Annotated in this window: 12 protein-coding genes; 11 read left to right on the top strand and 1 reads right to left on the bottom strand. The window is 75.5% G+C overall.

Annotation, left to right across the window (positions count from 1 at the left end):
• The first annotated feature begins 24 nt into the window (after nucleotides 1-24).
• The gene (locus ACVCAH_RS08710; RefSeq protein ID WP_447135531.1) at nucleotides 25-621 is read left to right on the top strand and encodes a hypothetical protein; all 597 of its coding nucleotides are present in this window, start codon (nucleotides 25-27) and stop codon (nucleotides 619-621) included.
• Between the two features lie 128 nt (nucleotides 622-749).
• Here the strand turns inward: ACVCAH_RS08710 and ACVCAH_RS08705 are convergent, their stop codons facing one another.
• Nucleotides 750-5,417 carry an ATP-dependent helicase gene (locus ACVCAH_RS08705; protein ID WP_447135530.1) on the bottom strand — a complete coding sequence of 1,556 codons (4,668 nt, stop codon included), beginning with the start codon at nucleotides 5,415-5,417 and terminating at the stop codon, nucleotides 750-752.
• 178 nt (nucleotides 5,418-5,595) lie between these two features.
• Between ACVCAH_RS08705 and ACVCAH_RS08700 the strand changes: the two genes are divergently transcribed.
• The 10 genes from ACVCAH_RS08700 to ACVCAH_RS08655 all read left to right on the top strand — a co-directional run bounded on the left by ACVCAH_RS08700 (nucleotide 5,596) and on the right by ACVCAH_RS08655 (nucleotide 16,708).
• A complete protein-coding gene (locus ACVCAH_RS08700; protein WP_447135529.1) occupies nucleotides 5,596-5,982 on the top strand; it encodes a hypothetical protein in 387 nt (128 codons plus the stop codon).
• 276 nt (nucleotides 5,983-6,258) lie between these two features.
• The gene (locus tag ACVCAH_RS08695) at nucleotides 6,259-9,096 is read left to right on the top strand and encodes a Na+/H+ antiporter subunit A (protein WP_447135528.1); all 2,838 of its coding nucleotides are present in this window, start codon (nucleotides 6,259-6,261) and stop codon (nucleotides 9,094-9,096) included.
• The gene (locus ACVCAH_RS08690) at nucleotides 9,093-9,572 is read left to right on the top strand and encodes a Na(+)/H(+) antiporter subunit C (protein ID WP_447135527.1); all 480 of its coding nucleotides are present in this window, start codon (nucleotides 9,093-9,095) and stop codon (nucleotides 9,570-9,572) included. The genes ACVCAH_RS08695 and ACVCAH_RS08690 overlap by 4 nt, the downstream gene beginning before the upstream one ends.
• A gap of 37 nt (nucleotides 9,573-9,609) precedes the next feature.
• A complete protein-coding gene (locus ACVCAH_RS08685) occupies nucleotides 9,610-11,115 on the top strand; it encodes a Na+/H+ antiporter subunit D (RefSeq protein ID WP_447135526.1) in 1,506 nt (501 codons plus the stop codon).
• Nucleotides 11,112-11,705 carry a Na+/H+ antiporter subunit E gene (locus ACVCAH_RS08680; protein ID WP_447135525.1) on the top strand — a complete coding sequence of 198 codons (594 nt, stop codon included), beginning with the start codon at nucleotides 11,112-11,114 and terminating at the stop codon, nucleotides 11,703-11,705. Before ACVCAH_RS08685 ends, ACVCAH_RS08680 begins: the two co-directional genes overlap by 4 nt.
• Entirely contained in the window at nucleotides 11,702-11,965 is a 264-nt protein-coding gene (locus tag ACVCAH_RS08675; RefSeq protein ID WP_447135524.1) for a monovalent cation/H+ antiporter complex subunit F, read from the top strand. Before ACVCAH_RS08680 ends, ACVCAH_RS08675 begins: the two co-directional genes overlap by 4 nt.
• Nucleotides 11,965-12,297, top strand: a complete 333-nt coding sequence (gene mnhG, locus ACVCAH_RS08670; protein WP_447135523.1) for a monovalent cation/H(+) antiporter subunit G — start codon at nucleotides 11,965-11,967, stop codon at nucleotides 12,295-12,297. Before ACVCAH_RS08675 ends, mnhG begins: the two co-directional genes overlap by 1 nt.
• Nucleotides 12,298-12,535: 238 nt before the next feature.
• Nucleotides 12,536-14,098, top strand: a complete 1,563-nt coding sequence (locus ACVCAH_RS08665) for a M28 family metallopeptidase (protein WP_447135522.1) — start codon at nucleotides 12,536-12,538, stop codon at nucleotides 14,096-14,098.
• A gap of 190 nt (nucleotides 14,099-14,288) precedes the next feature.
• Nucleotides 14,289-15,647, top strand: coding sequence for a hemolysin family protein (locus ACVCAH_RS08660; RefSeq protein WP_447135521.1), 1,359 nt, complete (start codon nucleotides 14,289-14,291; stop codon nucleotides 15,645-15,647).
• A complete protein-coding gene (locus tag ACVCAH_RS08655; protein ID WP_447135520.1) occupies nucleotides 15,644-16,708 on the top strand; it encodes a hemolysin family protein in 1,065 nt (354 codons plus the stop codon). The genes ACVCAH_RS08660 and ACVCAH_RS08655 overlap by 4 nt, the downstream gene beginning before the upstream one ends.
• Nucleotides 16,709-16,774 lie beyond the last annotated feature (66 nt).

Raw genomic sequence — 16,774 nt, 5'->3', positions numbered from 1 at the left:
AAGCGGGTTGGGCAGACTGCCGGGGTGACCAACCGGAAGCTGGCCGCCGTCGCGGTGCTCCTGATCGCCGCCAGCCTGACCGCCGCCTGCGGCGACGACGCCCGCGACCGGTCGGGTGCCGCTGGCGCCCCCGCCTCGACCGGCGCGCAGGACGTCGCTTCCCCGACCGCGACCGGCGCCGCGACGACGACCGTGCCCGGCGGCGTGACCGCGACCGTCCCGCCGGGCGGCGCGGCGCCGGTGGGGCCGAGCCCCACCGGGTCCACCGAACGCCGCCCGGCCAGCCCGTCGCCGGTGGTGCTTCCCGCCCGGCCGGCGGGGGCGCCCGGTGCCCGGCAGGTCGTCGCCGCCTTCCAGGCCGCCGGGCTGAAGGCGGCCAACCCGCGGGACCGCTCCGTCGACTGCGGGCCGGACGGTCTCGGGCTGGGCTGCTCGGAGATCGTGGGGACCGACGGGGTGACGGTCTACGTCTTCCCGGACGAGACCAGCGCCGGCGACATCGCGGAGACCTGGGGCGGCCAGTCGTTCCGGCGCGGCGCCGTGGTGCTCAACTACCTGGAGGCGAAGACTCCCGCCGCCGACCGCGCCAGATACGAGCGGGTGCTCACCACCCTGCGCTGACCGGCCCGCGCCGGCCTCCGGCCCGGTTCGCTGACCGGCCCGCGCCGCGACGGTGCTGCCCGGGTGGCGCCGTCCTGGCCCGCGTCGTGCTCGCGGACGGGCGCGAACCCGGGTGGCTGGCCGGTCGGTCAGCCGCGCAGGCGCAGCCCGCGCGGGGTGGTGCGGAAGCCGGCCGCGGTGAGCGCATCGCGCAGCGGCGAGGAGTGCACCGCCTCGCCGTCGGCCCGCTCCACCGACATCGCGCCCAGCGCTCCGGAGTGCACCGCGTCGGCGAGCGCCTTGCCGGCCGCGGCGAGCGCGTCGGCGTCGTCGGTGAAGGAGAGGATGGTCCGCCCGCCCCGCTCCACGTAGAGCACCAGGTCGCCGCCGACCAGCACCACCAGCGCGCCCGCCTTGCGGCCCGCCCGGTGCCCGGTGGCCGGCGCCGCCCCGTCGCCCGAGTCGACCGCCCGCTCCGGCCAGGGCAGCGCCGCGCCGTACGGGTTGGCCGGGTCGGTGGCGGCGAGCACCAGCGTCGGCCCCCCGCCGCGGCCGCGCCCGCCGCCGGCCGGCTCGGCCAGCGCCCGGATCCGGTCCACCGCGCCGGGCACCGCGAACTGCGCCGCGCCCAGCCCCTCCACGAAGTAGCCCCGCCGGGCGGCGCCGCGCTCCTCGAGCGCGGAGAGCACCGGGTAGACGGCGGCGAAACCGCCCGCCACCTGTTCGGCCACCACCGCGCCCCGGGTGACCACCCCGTGCCGCTCGAGCAGCACGTCGGCCAGCGCCGCCGCCCGGCGGGTCGGGTCGGTGTCGCGGTCGGGCAGCCGGGACCAGCGGCCGGCGACGGTGGGTGGGCCGCCGCGGGTCGGCAGCGCCACCCGGCCGGGGCGCCGGTAGCGGGTGCGCGGCGCGGTCGGCCGGGACCGGTGCGCGCCGCCGCCGCCGAGCGCCGCGCGCAGCGGGGCCAGCGTGTCGTTGGTGAGGTGACCGGCCCAGACCAGGTCCCAGATGGCGGCGGCCAGCGCGGCGTCGTCGGTCGAGCCGACCCGGTCGGCCAGCGAACGGAAGAACAGCGCCTGCCCGTCGCCGAGCGCGTCCAGCACGGCGTCGTGCAGCGGGGTACGGGTGAGCGCCTCGTCCGGCGGTGGGAGCAGCAGCGGCGCGGCGTCCGCGTACGCCAGGGTGACCCAGCCGTCCCCGCCGGAGATCGCTCCCGAGCCGGCCCAGAGCACCTCGCCGCTGGCGCAGAGCTCGTCGAGCTGGGCGGGGGAGTAGTCGGCGACCCGTCCGGGCAGCACCAGCCGCTCGAGCGCCGAGGCCGGGACCGCCGCCCCCTGCAACTGCTCGATCGCGGCAGCCAGCGCCTCCACCCCGCGCGCCGACGAACCCACCTGCTGCCAGCGGGGCAGGAACGCGGCCAGCGCCCGGGGCGGCACCGGCTCGATCTCCCGGCGCAGCGCCGCGAGCGACCGGCGGCGCAGCAGGCGCAGCACCTCCGCGTCGCACCACTGGGTGCCGACGGTGTCCGGGGCGAACTCGCCGGAGACCACCCGGCCGGTGGCGCCCAGCCGGCGCAGCGCCTGCTCCACCACGAACACCCCGAGCCCGAACCGGGCCGCGCAACTGGCGGTGGCGAACGGGCCGTGGGTACGGGCGTAGCGGGCGACCAGGTCGCCCAGCGGGTCGGCGACCGGTTCGAGGTACGCCTCGGCCACCCCGACCGGCAGCGCCACGCCGAGCGCGTCGCGCAGCCGGCCGGCGTCCTCGACGCCGACCCACCGCTCCTGGCCGGCGATGCGGACCCGCAGCACCCGCCGGGCCGCCGCCAGCTCGGTGAGCCAGTCGACCGGCGCGCCGCGCTCGGCCAGCTCGTCGGTGGTCAGGTCGCCGACCAGGCGGAGCAGCTCGACCACGTCCTCCGGGTCGCGCGCGCGGCGCTGCTCGGTCAGCCAGCGCAGCTGCCGCTCGGTCTCGGCCAGCACCGCCGGGTCGAGCAGTTCGCGCAGGTCGACCCGGCCGAGCAGCTCGCCGAGCAGGGCGGAATCCAGGGCCAGCGCGGCGGCCCGGCGCTCGGCCAGCGGGGCGTCGCCCTCGTAGAGGAAGGCGCCGACGTAGCCGAAGAGCAGCGACCGGGCGAACGGCGATGGCTGCGCCGTCTCCACCTCGACCAGCCGCACCTTCCGGGCGGTCAGGTCGCGCATCAGCTCGGCCAGCGCCGGCTGGTCGAAGACGTCCTGCAGGCACTCCCGAGCGGCCTCCAGGGTGACCGGGAACTCGGCGTACTCGCGGGCGACGTCGAGCAGTTGGGCGGCCCGCTGGCGCTGCTGCCACAGCGGCTGGCGGCGGCGCGGATCACGGCGGGGCAGCAGCAAGGAACGCGCCGCGCACTCCCGGAACCGGGCGGCGAAGAGCGCGGAGGTGCCGACCGACTCCTCGACCAGCTGGGCGATCTCGTCCGGGTCGAAGACCACCACGTCGGCGCCGGGCGGCTCGTCGGCGGTGTCCGGCAGCCGGACGACGATGCCGTCGTCGGCGGGCATCACCTGCGCGTCCACCCCGTAGCGCTCGGCCAGCCGGCGCCCGATGGCCAGCGCCCAGGGCCCGTTGACCCGGGCGCCGAGCACGCTGTGCACGGCCAGCCGCCAGTCGCCCAGCTCGTCGCGGAACCGTTCCACCACGACGGTACGGTCGTCCGGCAGGGCGCGGGTGGCGGCCCGCTGCTCGCGCAGGTAGGCCATCAGGTTGCCGGCGGCCCAGTCGTCCAGCCCGCCGGCGCGCAACGCGGCGACCGCCGTCTCGTCGTCCTGGCGCAGCAGGCTGCGCACCCGGGCGCCGATCGCCCGGCCCAGCTCCACCGGCCGGCCCAGCTGGTCGCCCTTCCAGAACGGCATCTTCGCCGCCTGCCCGGGGGCCGGCGAGACCAGCACCCGGTCGGGGGTGATCTCCTCGATCCGCCACGATGAGGAGCCGAGCAGGAAGACGTCGCCCACCCGGGACTCGTAGACCATCTCCTCGTCCAGCTCGCCGACCCGGGCGGCGCGCTCGGCGCCGGCCAGGAAGACCCCGAAGAGGCCGCGGTCGGGGATGGTGCCGCCGCTGGTCACCGCGAGCCGCTGGGCGCCGGGCCGGCCGGTGAGCAGGTCGGTGGCGCGGTCCCAGACCAGCCGGGGCCGCAGCTCGGCGAACGCGGTGGACGGGTAGCGGCCGGAGAGCATGTCGAGCACCGCGTGCAGTGCCGAGTCGGGCAGCTCGGCGAAGGGAGCGGCCCGGCGGACCACGACCGCCAGGTCGCCGACCCGCCACGGCTCCAGCGCCACCATCGCGACGATCTGCTGGGCCAGCACGTCCAGCGGGTTGCGCGGGTAGTGCAGCTCCTCGATCGCGCCGCCGGCCATCCGCTCGGCGACCACGGTGCAGGAGAGCAGGTCGCCCCGGTGCTTCGGGAAGACCACGCCGCGGGAGACCGCGCCCACCTGGTGGCCGGCCCGGCCGACCCGCTGCAGCCCGGCGGCCACACTCGGCGGCGCCTCGATCTGCACCACTAGGTCGACGGCGCCCATGTCGATGCCGAGCTCCAGGCTGGAGGTGGCCACCACGGCGGGCAGCTGCCCGGACTTGAGCGCCTCCTCGATCTGCTTGCGCTCCTCGCGGGAGACGCTGCCGTGGTGGGCGCGGGCGATCACCGGTGGGGCGCCAGCCACCGCGCCGGCCTGGGCCATCAGCTCCGCGGGCAGCCGCCCGCCGTGTCCGCCGCCGGGGCCGCCCGATCCGCCGCCGCTGCCGCCCGGCCTGCCGTCGCCGGCGGTCGGCGCGCCGGCTGTCTCCTCGACGGCGAGTTCGTTGAGCCGGGCGCAGAGCCGCTCGGCGGAGCGGCGCGAGTTGGTGAAGACGATGGTCGACCGGTGCGCCCGGATCAGCGCGAGGACCCGTTCCTCCACGGCCGGCCAGATCGACGCGCGGCGCGGCCCCGGCCCGCCGAGGTCGTCCTCGGGCGGCTGCTCCTGCTCGTCGAGGCGGGTCATGTCCTCCACCGGGACCTCGACGGTGACCTCGATCGTCTTGGCGGTGGGCGGGGTGACCACGTCGACCGGCCGGGCCCCGCCGAGGAACCGGGCACAGGCGTCGATCGGCCGGACGGTGGCGCTGAGGCCGATCCGCTGGGCCGGGGCGGGCAGCAGCTCGTCGAGGCGCTCGAGGGAGAGCGCCAGGTGGGCGCCGCGCTTCGTGCCGGCCACCGCGTGCACCTCGTCGACGATGACCGTCTCGACCCCGCGCAGCGAATCGCGGGCGGCGGAGGTGAGCAGCAGGAACAGCGACTCGGGCGTGGTGATGAGGATGTCCGGCGGGGTGCGGGCGAAGGCGCGGCGCTCGTCGGTGGGGGTGTCGCCGGTGCGCATCCCGACGGTGATCTCGGGTGGGGCGACGCCGAGCCGGGTCGCGGCCTGCCGGATGCCGGTGAGGGGAGTGCGCAGGTTGCGCTCGACGTCGACTGCGAGCGCCTTGAGCGGACTGACGTAGAGCACTCGGCAGCGGTGCCGGGGCTCGGCCGGGGCCGGCTCGCGGGCCAGCCGGTCCAGCGACCAGAGGAACGCGGCGAGCGTCTTGCCGGAGCCGGTGGGCGCCACCACCAGGGCGTTGCGCCCGGCGGCGATCGATCGCCAGGCGCCGGTCTGCGCCGCGGTGGGGGCGGCGAAGGCGGCGGTGAACCACTCCCGGGTGGCCGGGCCGAAGCCGGCGAGCGCCCGGGTCGCGTCGGCCCCGCCCGGCCGCTCGCCCGGTTGCTCCGCCGGACCGTCGCCGCCTCGCACCTTTGCCACGCACCCATCCTGCCCCGCAGGTGTGACATGCCGCCCGCGCCGGGCAGGGAATCTGTCCTGGTCCGGCTCATACGCGACGGATGCGACGTTGAACGCGGTAAGTCTTACTTAACTGCTTGCTAGCGCAGCGCAACATAAAGTAACTTCACACGCAACGCGCGGCGGGCGGAGGGGTCGGATGGCGGTCGAGCAGCGGAGCTTCGAGCCCGGCACCGACGTGCTCATCCGCAAGGTCGACAGTCATCTCGCCGCCGTCCGGGCCGGCCTGACCGGCCCCGAGCTGGAGCTGGCCGAGCGCCTCGCCGAGTGCCTGCGCGAGCTGGTGGTCTCCACCGCCCAGGCCAGCGCCGCCGACCGCGGCCAGGTTCGCGCCGCGGTGCACTTCTTCGTGCTTCGCCGGGAGAGCCGGGGCCGGCTGCTCTCGGTCCGGTCGCTCACCGCCGCCCAGCGGGTGGTGAACCGGGTGGTGCGCCAGCTCGGCCGCCCCGACCTGCTGGTGGAGGCCCGCTGGGACCGGCCGGTCCGGGAGCCCGCCGTGCCCGCCGCCGACGTCGCCCTCCACTGACACCCGACGCCGGCCGCCGCCGTGACCCACCACCCCCGCGCGCACCCGGCGCTGTCGCCGGCCGCCGCTTGATCTTCTGTCGCTCGGCAGGTCCGGCGGTCCCTCGGTGACCTGCCCGCCAGCAGACGATCACGAGAGGCCCCACAGGGGCACGGCGTGGGGCCCGGCGGGTGAATTCCGGTAAAACCGCCCGTCGGGCGGCGATCTGGCGTCTGATCGCTCGTAGGCGCCGTCCCGCCTCAGCCGGTGCCGCTGCCACCTCGACCTGGAGTGCGGGTGCTCGTACTGCTGATCCTCCACCTCGTGGCGGCCCTCGTCGCGCCGCTGCTCGTCCGGTGGTGGGGACCGCGTGCCTGTTACCCCCTCGCGCTGGCGCCGGCCGCCGCGTGCGGCTGGGCCCTGGTCCGGACGCCCGCGGTGCGCGACGGTGGTGCGGTGGTCGAGACGTACCCCTGGCTCGACCAGCTCGGGCTGGAGCTGGCGCTGCGGCTGACCACCCTCTCCTGGCTGATGACCCTGCTGGTGGGCGGGATCGGCGCCCTGGTGCTGATCTACAGCGCCCGCTACTTCGCGCCGGGCTCGCTGGGGCTGGCCCGGTTCGCCGCGGTCCTGGTGGCCTTCGCCGGGGCCATGCTCGGCCTGGTCCTCGCCGACGACCTGCTGCTGCTCTACACCTGCTGGGAACTCACCACGGTCTTCTCGTACCTGCTGATCGGGCACAGCACCGAGCGGCGCTCCAGCCGCTGGGCGGCCGCCCAGGCGTTGACCGTGACCACCCTCGGCGGGCTGGCCATGCTGATCGGGTTCGTCATGCTCGGCGAGCACGCCGGCAGCTACCGCTGGTCGGCGATCGCCGCCGGGTCGCTGCCCGGCGGGGCGTACCTGGGCACGGCGGTGGTGCTGATCCTCGTCGGGGCGCTGGCCAAGTCGGCGGTGCTGCCGTTCAACACCTGGCTGCCGGTGGCCATGGCGGCGCCCACGCCGGTCAGCGCGTACCTGCACGCGGCGGCGATGGTGAAGGCCGGCGTCTACCTGATCGGGCTGCTCGCGCCGGTGCTCGCCGCCGCCGCCCCGTGGCGCCCCGTGGTGCTGGTCGCCGGCCTGGCCACCCTGGTCGTGGGCGGCTGGGCGGCGCTGCGGCAGACCGACCTGAAGCTGCTGCTGGCGTACGGGACGGTCAGCCAGCTCGGGCTGCTGGTGGCGGTTACCGGGGCGGGCACCCCGGACGCGGCACTGGCCGCCGCCGCGATGCTGCTCGCGCACGCGCTGTTCAAGGCGGCGCTCTTCCTCGTCGTCGGCATCATCGACCATCGGACCGGCACCCGGGACCTGGCCGAGTTGTCCGGGCTGGGCCGCAACGCTCCGCTGCTGGCGACCGTGGCGGTGCTCGCCGCGGCGTCGATGGCCGGGCTGCCGCCGCTGGTCGGGTTCGTCGCCAAGGAGGCGGTGCTCGCCGCGTTCACCGACCGGCCGCTCGCCCTCGCCGCGCTGGTCGCCGGCACCGCGCTCACCGTCGCGTACAGCGCCCGGTTCGTCTGGGGCGCGTTCGCCACCCGGCCGGGGGTGCCGGCGACCGACGTCGGGCGGGCCGCGCCGTCGTTGCTGGTCCCGCCCGCCCTGCTGGCCGGCGCAGGGCTGGTCGCCGGTCCGGCCGCGGGCGTGCTGGACGGCCTGTTCCTCCCGTACGCCGAACTCTTCGGCGCCGTCGGCGGGCACCTGGCGCTCTGGCACGGCCTGACCCCCGCGCTCGGCTTCTCCGCGCTGGCGGTGGCCGGCGGCGCGCTGCTCTTCGCGCTGCGCGGGCCGCTCGCCCCGGTGCTGGCCCGGCTGCGCGCGCCGGTGAACGGCAACGAGGGCTACGAGTGGGTGATCGGCCGCTTCGACCGGTTCGCCGACGACGTCACCGGTGCCACCCAGCGCGGCTCGCTGCCGCAGTACCTCGGCACCATCCTGGTCGCGCTGACCCTGGTGCCCGGCGGGGCGATGCTGCTCGCCCGGCCGTGGCAGGAGCGGATCGCGCTGTGGAACACCCCGCTGCAGGCCGTCGTGCTCCTGGTGATCAGCGTGGCGGCCGTGCTCGCGGTCAACGCCCGCCGTCGGTTGACCGCGATGCTGCTGGTCGGCACCACCGGCTACGGCACCGCGATGCTCTTCGTGCTCTACGGCGCGCCGGACCTGGCGCTGACCCAGTTCCTCGTGGAGACCGCCACCATCGCGATCTTCGTGCTGGTGCTGCGGCGGCTGCCGCAGATGTTCTCGGCCCGGCCGTTGCGGCGCAGCCGCCTGGCCCGCCGGGCGATCGGGGTGGCGGTGGGCGTGGTGACCGCGGGGCTGGCCCTGGTGGCCGCGAACGCCCGCCAGGCACCCGCCGTCGGGACGGCCTTCCCGGAACTGGCGGTCGGCGAGGGCTTCGGCCGCAACGTGGTCAACGTGACCCTGGTCGACATCCGGGCCTGGGACACGATGGGCGAACTGTCGGTGCTGGTGGTGGCGGCGACCGGGGTGGCCAGCCTGATCTTCGAGCGGTCCCGTACCGGGCCGCGGCCGCGGCGGCCGGAGCCGTCGGGCCGGCCGACCCGCCCGGACCGGCCGGTCTGGCTACGCGGCGGCGCCAGCCTCCAGGAGCGGCGCCGGTCGCTGGTGCTGGAGGTGGTCACCCGGCTGATCTTCCACACCGTGGTGATCTTCTCCCTGTTCCTGCTCTTCTCCGGGCACAACGCGCCGGGCGGCGGCTTCGCCGGCGGCCTGGTGGCGAGCCTGGCGCTGGTCGTGCGGTACCTGGCCGGCGGCCGGTACGAGCTGGCCGAGGCCGCCCCGGTCGGCGCGGGCACGGTGCTCGGCGCCGGGCTGGCCGTCTCGGTGGGCAGCGGGGTGATCGCCCTGGCGGCCGGCGGATCGGTGCTGCAGAGCGCGCGGATCGACCTGTCGCTGCCGGTGATCGGCGAGTTCTACCTGGTCACCTCGCTCTTCTTCGACATCGGTGTCTATCTGGTGGTGGTCGGGCTGGTGCTGGACATCCTGCGCAGCCTCGGCGCCGAGGTGGACCGGCACATCGAGGCAACCGGCCGCTCCGGGGCCGGGCTGGCCGTCGAGCGCGAGGGGAAGCGGCCGTGACGGGCACCGGGGCGGGGCCCACCCTGGCGCTGGTGCTCGCCATCGGCGTGCTCGTCGCCTGCGGGGTGGCCCTGCTGCTGGAGCGCAGCCTGACCCGGATCCTGCTCGGCGTCATCATGCTCGGCAACGGGGTCAACCTGCTCATCCTGCTCGGCGGCCGGCCGGGTGCGCCGCCGTTGGTGGGCGCCGCCCCGAACGACGCGATGAGCGACGCCCTGGTGCAGGGCCTGGTGCTCACCGCCATCGTCATCACCTTCGGGTTCACCGCGTTCCTGCTGGCGGTCAGCTACCGGAGCTGGTACCTGACCGGCGACGACGAGGTGCCGGACGACCTGGAGGACCGGCAGATCCGGCGGCGGGCCGAGCGCGACGAGGTGGTCCCGGCCGACCTCGGCGGCGAGGGTCCGAACGGAGACCCCGAGCAGGTCGACCCCGAGCCGCCGCGCCGGCCGCCGGAACCGGACGGCGGGCGATGACCGGGTCCGCGGTGCCCCGGCCGGGGCGGGGCGCACGGTGAGCTGGCTGGTGCCGCTGCCGGTGGTGGTGCCGCTGCTGGGCGCGGCGCTGACCCTGATGCTGGCCGGGTGGCCCGGCCTGCAACGGGTGATCAGCGTGGCCTGCCTGACCGTCACCCTGGCGGTGGCCGTGGCGCTGCTGGTGCAGGCGTACCGGCACGGGCCGGTGGTGACGCAGATCGGGGCCTGGCCGGCACCGGTGGGCATCGTGCTGATCGCCGACCAGTTGGCGGGGCTGGTGCTGGTGGTCTCCTCGGCGGTGACCCTCTGCGTGCTGCTCTACTCCATCGGCCAGGGCCAGAGCGACCTGGGCGAGACCACGCCGGTGACCATCTTCCACCCCACCTACCTGGTGCTGACCGCCGGCGTGACGAACGCGTTCCTGGCCGGGGACCTGTTCAACCTCTTCGTCGGCTTCGAGATCCTGCTCGCCGCGAGCTTCGTCCTGATCACCCTCGGCAGCACCGAGGCGCGGATCCGCACCGGCTCGACGTACGTGGTGGTCAGCATCCTGTCCTCGATGGTGTTCCTGACCGCGGTCGGCCTGGTGTACGCGGCGACCGGCACCGTCAACCTGGCCCAGCTCGCCCACCGGCTGGACGACCTGCCGGCGGGCGTACGGCTGATGCTGGAGCTGACGCTGCTGCTCGCCTTCGGGATCAAGGCGGCGGTCTTCCCGCTGTCGGCGTGGCTGCCGGACAGCTACCCGACCGCGCCCGCGCCGGTCACCGCGGTCTTCGCCGGCCTGCTCACCAAGGTCGGCGTGTACGCGATCATCCGGGTCGAGACGCTGCTCTTCCCGGGCGGCGACGCGGGCCGGCTGCTGCTGGTGGTGGCGGGGCTGACCATGATCGTCGGGATCCTGGGCGCGGTGGCCCAGTCCGATCTGAAGCGGCTCTTCTCGTTCACCCTGGTCAGCCACATCGGTTACATGATCTTCGGGGTGGCGCTGGGCACCGTCGCCGGCCTCACCGGTGCGATCTTCTACGTGCTGCACCACATCACCATCCAGACCACGCTCTTCCTGGTGGTCGGCCTGGTCCAGCTCCGGGCCGGGAGCACCGACCTGCGCCGCATCGGGGGCCTGGCGCGGCTCGCCCCGCTGCTCGCGGTGATCTTCTTCGTGCCGGCGATGAACCTGGCCGGCGTCCCGCCGTTCTCCGGCTTCCTCGGCAAGCTCAGCCTGTTCCAGGCCGGGGTGGCGGCCGGCGGTCCGCTGCCCGCCGCGCTGGTGGCGGCCGGCGCGCTGACCAGCCTGCTCACCCTCTACGTGGCCTCCCGGGTGTGGAACATCGCCTTCTGGCGGGCGCCCCGGCTGGCCACCGAGGAACCGGCCGTCCGGCTGCCCCGCCTGATGGTGGGGGCCACGGTCGCCCTGGTCGCCCTCGGCCTGGCGATGACCGCGGTGGCCGGCCCGCTCTTCGCCGTCACCGCCGACGCGGCCGCGGACCTGCGGCAACGCACGCCGTACGTGCGGGCCGTGCTGCCGGAGGGGGCGCCGTGAGCGCGGAGCCGGTCCGCGCCGACCAGGAGGCGCGCGGCCGGGTCGTCCGCTGGCGGGACCAGCTGATCACGTACGGCTGGCTGGTGCTGATCTGGATGCTGCTCTGGGGCGACTTCTCCTGGGGCAACCTGCTGGGCGGGCTGCTGGTCGGCGGGGCGGTGCTGGTCTTCTTCCCGCTGCCGCCGGTGGCCTTCGCCGGCCGGCTGCGGCCCGGGCCGCTGGTGCTGTTCGTGGTCCGCTTCGCCGGCGAGCTGGTCAGGGCCAGCGTGCACGTCGCCCGGATCGCCGTGCAGCCCGGCTACCGGCCCCGGTCCGGGATCATCGCGGTGCGGCTGCGGGTGCGTACCGACCTGAACCTGGCCCTCACCGCCGAGGTGATCTCGCTGGTGCCCGGGACGCTGATCGTGGAGGTGGACCGGGACACCGGAACCCTCTACGTGCACGTGCTCGACGTCCGCGGCCCGCAGGACCTGACCGACAGCCGGGAGCGGATCCTCGCCGTCGAACGGCGGCTCGTCCGGGCCGTCGGCTCGGCCGCGGAGCTGCGCCGGGTGCAGACCGACTCCGTACCGGAGGGAGACCGACCGTGACCACGATCCTCGCCGCCGTCCTCACCCTGCTGTTCTCGGTGACCGCACTGCTCGCGCTGGTCCGGCTGTACCGGGGCCCGTCCCTGCTGGACCGGGTGATCGCGGCCGACATGCTGCTGGCCACCATGGTCGGCGCGGTCGGCGCCGAGGCGGCGGTCAACCGGCACGCCACCACCCTGCCGGTGCTGGTGGTGCTCTCGCTGCTCGGCTTCGTGGGCGCGGTGTCGCTGGTCCGCTTCGCCGTCCGGGAGGAGTCCTGATGCTCGCCACCCTCGCCGACTGGGTGGGCGCCGGCTGCCTGGTGGCCGGCGCGCTGCTCAGCCTGGCCGCCGGGATCGGCCTGCTGCGCTTCCCGACCGTGCTGGACCGGATGCACGCGGCCACCAAGCCGCAGACGCTCGGGGTGTTGCTGCTGCTCGTCGGGCTGGCGCTGCGGCTGCGCGACCCGGAGGACCTCGGCATGGTGGCGCTGGTCGGGATCTTCCAGATGACCACCGCCCCGGTCGCCGCGCAGATGATCGGCCGCGCCGCGCACCGCACCGGTCGGGTCGACCCGAGCCTGCTCGAGGTCGACGAACTCGCCGACCGCTGACCGGGCGCGGCACCCGCCGGGCTCCGCCGTCCGGGTGGTCCGTCCCCGCGCCCTCGCGCCGCCGCCCGCGTGATCCGTCCCACCGCGTCCCAATTCCGGGACTGCGGCGATTCTGCGTCTTGCGTCTTGCCGGGGTCCGGCTCCCACTGCACGCTTCGCAGTGATGGCCATCGATCAATGGCCGCCACCCGGTCGCCGCCCACCCGGCGGGACCGGACCACCCCACCCCGGAGGACCCATGAGCTCCCGTACCCCCCGTCCCGCCTGGCTGGCCGGGTTGGCCGTCGCGGCCGCGACCGCGCTGACCGCCACCGCGGCGGCCGCCGCGCCGACGGCCCCGGCGCCCACCGACGTGCCGGCCACGCTCGCCGCCGCCCCGGACATCCCGCTGGCCAACCTGAAGGCCCACCTCACCCAGTTCCAGTCCATCGCCACCGCCAACGGCGGCAACCGGGCGCACGGCCGGCCCGGCTACCTGGCCTCGGTCAACTACGTGAAGGGCCAGCTCGACGCGGTCGGGTTCACGACCACGGTGCAGTCGTTCAGCTACAACGGCGCCACCGGCTACAACCTGATCGCCGACTGGCCCGGCGGCGACCCGAACGCCGTGGTGATGACCGGGGCCCACCTGGACAGCGTCACCGCCGGGCCGGGCATCAACGACAACGGCTCCGGCTCGGCGGCCATCCTCGAAGTGGCGCTCGCGGTGGCCCGCAGCGGGTTCACCCCCGCCAAGCACCTGCGGTTCGCCTGGTGGGGCGCGGAGGAACTGGGCCTGCGCGGGTCCCGGCACTACGTGAACAGCCTGCCGACGGCCGAGCGCGCCAGGATCGCGCAGTACCTGAACTTCGACATGGTCGGCTCACCCAACGCGGGCTACTTCGTCTACGACGGCGACAACTCCGACGGCGTGGGCTCCGGCCCCGGCCCGGCCGGCTCCGCCCAGATCGAGCAGACCATCCAGGCGTACTTCACCTCGATCGGGGTGCCGACCCGGGGCACCGACTTCGACGGCCGCAGCGACTACGGGCCGTTCATCGGCGTCGGCATCCCGGCCGGCGGCACCTTCACCGGCGCCGAGGGGATCAAGTCGAGCGCCCAGGCGTCGCTCTGGGGCGGCACCGCCGGTCAGGCGTTCGACCCCTGCTACCACCGCTCCTGCGACACCACCGGCAACATCAACGACACCGCGCTGGACCGCAACGCCGACGCGATCGCGTACACGGTGTGGACGCTGGCCGGGGCCGGGACGCCGCCGGGCAGCACGGTCTGGAGCGACACCTTCGAGACGGCGACCGGCTGGACGGCCAACCCGTCCGGCACCGACACCGCCACCCTGGGCCAGTGGGAGCGCGGCGACCCCGCCACCACCACCAGTTCGGGCGTGACCACCCAGCTGGGCACCGCGGTCAGCGGCAGCTACGACCTGGTCACCGGGGCGGCCGCGGGCAGCAGCGCCGGCGCGTACGACCTCGACGGCGGGGTGAGCAGCATCCGCTCGCCGGCGATCACGCTGCCGGCCACCGGCACGCTCACCCTCTCGTTCTCCTGGTACCTCGCCCACCTGAACAACGCCAGCAGCGCCGACTACCTCCGGGTGCGCGTGGTCGGCGCCAGCACCGTCACCGCGCTGACCGCCACCGGGGCGGCGAGCAACCGGGCGGCGTCCTGGCAGAGCGCCAGCGCCGACGTCTCGGCGCTGCGCGGCCAGACGGTCCGCATCCTGGTCGAGGCCGCGGACGCCAGCGGCGCCAGCCTCGTCGAGGCGGCCGTGGACGACATGACGGTCACCCAGAGCTGAACCGGGCGAAGGGCCCCCGGGACCCGAAACGGACGAGCGGGGGCCCTTCCGCACACCTTCAGCGGACGTCCAGCCGACGCGGATAAAATGGCGGCATGATCGACTCCTCTGCCCAGGAGGGCAGCAGTAGCCAGCCGGGTCGCGCCCGGCAGCTGACGACCCCGACGTCCCCGGGAGCCCTGAGCGGCCCGTGTTGATCGTCGTCGGTCTCCTTCTCATCATCGTGCTCACCGCCGCCACCGGTTACTTCGTGGCCCAGGAGTTCGGTTACGTCGCCGTGGACCGGGGCAAGCTCAAGCAGCTCGCCGACAACGGCGACCAGGCCGCCGCCCGGGCCCTGGAGGTCACCGGCCGGCTCTCCTTCATGCTCTCCGGCGCCCAGCTCGGCATCACGGTCACCGCGCTGCTGGTCGGTTACGTCGCCGAGCCGTTCCTCGGCGCCGGGCTGGCCGAGCTGCTCGGCCTGGCCGGCGTCTCCCGCGCCGTGAGCCTGCCGCTCTCCGTGGCGCTGGCCCTGGTCATCGCCACGGTGGTGCAGATGGTCCTGGGCGAGCTGGCGCCGAAGAACCTGGCCATCGCCCGGGCCGTGCCCATCGCCCGGGCGCTGAGCCGGTCCACTCTGATGTACCTCAGGATCGCCGGGCCGGTGGTCACCCTCTTCGACCGCTCCGCGGTCCGCCTGCTCCGCCGGGTCGGCATCGAGCCGATCGAGGAGCTGCCCAGCGGGGCCACCCCGGAGGACCTGGAGCAGATCATCGCCGAGTCCCGGGAGGAGGGGCGCCTCGACGCGGAGATGTCCACCCTGCTGGACCGGGGTCTCGACTTCCGCGAGCTGACCGCCGGCGAGGCCATGGTGCCGCGGGTCGACGTGCACACCGTACGCGCGCACGAGCCGGTCAGCCGGGTGGTCGAGCTGCTCGACACCGGCCACTCCCGGTTCCCGGTCCGCGGCGCCGAGGGCGTCGACGACCTGGTCGGCGTGGTCGGGATCGCCGACGTGCTCGGGGTGCCCCCGGCCCGGCGCGCGAGCACCCCGGTCGGAGCGGTGGCCGGCCCCCCGCTGCTGGTGCCGGAGACCCTGCCGCTGCCCACGGTGCTGGACCGGCTGCGCTCCGGCCACCGGCAGATGGCCTGCGTGGTCGACGAGTACGGCGGCTTCGCCGGCGTGATCACGCTGGAGGACATCGCCGAGGAGCTGGTCGGGCCGATCCGCGACGAGGACGACCCGCCGGAGCGCGCCCCGGCCCGCCAGGACGACGGCTCCTGGGTGGTGCCGGCCCGCTGGCGCATCGACGAGGTGGCCGACAGCACCGGCATCGCGCTGCCCGAGGCCCCCGAGTACGACACCCTCTCCGGCCTGGTGATGCGCGAGCTGGGCCGGGTGCCCGAGGTCGGCGACCGGCTGGAGATCACCCTGCCCGCCGACGGCGAGGACGGCGCGGTGGAGCCGCGCGCCCTGGTCGAGGTGCTCGCGGTCGACCGGCACGTGGCCGACTCGGTCCGGCTTCGGCTGGCCGAGCCGGGTGAGCGTCGGGAGGTGTCCGCGTGAGCCCCGGGGTGGCGCTGTTCAGCTCGGTGCTGCTGCTGGCGCTGAACGGGTTCTTCGTGGCCGCCGAGTTCGCCCTGGTGGCGAGCAAGCGGTACCGGCTGGAGCAGGCGGCCGCCACCGGTGGCCGGGCGGCCCGGGCCGCCCTGGACGGGGTGCGCGAGCTGTCGCTGATGCTGGCCGGCGCCCAGCTGGGCATCACCCTGTGCACGCTGGGCCTCGGCGCGCTCGCCGAGCCGGCGATCGAGCACCTGCTCAGCCCGCTGCTGCACGCGGTCGGCCTGCCCGACGCGGCGAGCCACGCGATCGCGCTGATCTTCGCGCTGAGCGTGGTCACCTTCCTGCACCTGGTGATCGGTGAGATGGCCCCGAAGTCCTGGGCGATCACCGACGCGGAGCGCTCGGCGATGCTGCTGGCGCTGCCGTTCCGGGCCTTCGCCCGGGTCTCCCGGCCGGTGCTCTCCGCGCTGAACGCCGTGGCCAACGCGATCCTGCGGCTGTTCCGGGTGAATCCCCAGGACCAGCTCGCCCAGGTGCACGGCCCGGACGAGCTGCGCATCCTGCTGGAGCAGTCCCGCGAGCACGGCCTGCTCGGCGCCGAGCAGCACCAGTTGCTGACCAGCATGCTGGAGCTGCAGGGCACCACCGTGGCGCAGGTGATGGAACCGTTCCACCGGATGGTGACGGTGCGCCGCGGCGACGCCGCCGGCCGGATCGAGCAGGTCAGCCGGGACAGCGGCCGCTCCCGCCTGGCGGTGCTGGACGCCGCCGGCGACGTCTGCGGCCTGGTGCACGTACGGGAGGCGGTGCGGGCCACCACCACCGGCCGGCCGGTCACCGCGGGGGACCTGATGACCGCCGCGTTCACCCTGCCGGCGACGGCCACGGTCACCGAGGCGGTGGCCGCGATGCGGGCTCGGCAGTCCCAGCTCGCGCTGGTCCGCAACGGCGGCGGCCCGGCCCGGCCGATCGGCTTCGTCGCGCTGGAGGACCTGCTGGAGGAGGTCATCGGCGAGTTCGACGACGAGACCGACCCGGTGCCGCGCGGGCGGCGGTTGCGGTGACGCCGGCCGGGTAAGCCGGCTCCGGCGGCGGGGCGGTCCCGCCCGGGCGGGGGCGGCGGCCCCGCG

The sequence above is a fragment of the Micromonospora sp. LZ34 genome, from assembly GCF_052981855.1.
Note: the sequence above shows the minus strand (reverse complement) of the source record. Positions and strands in the feature narration are given on the sequence as shown.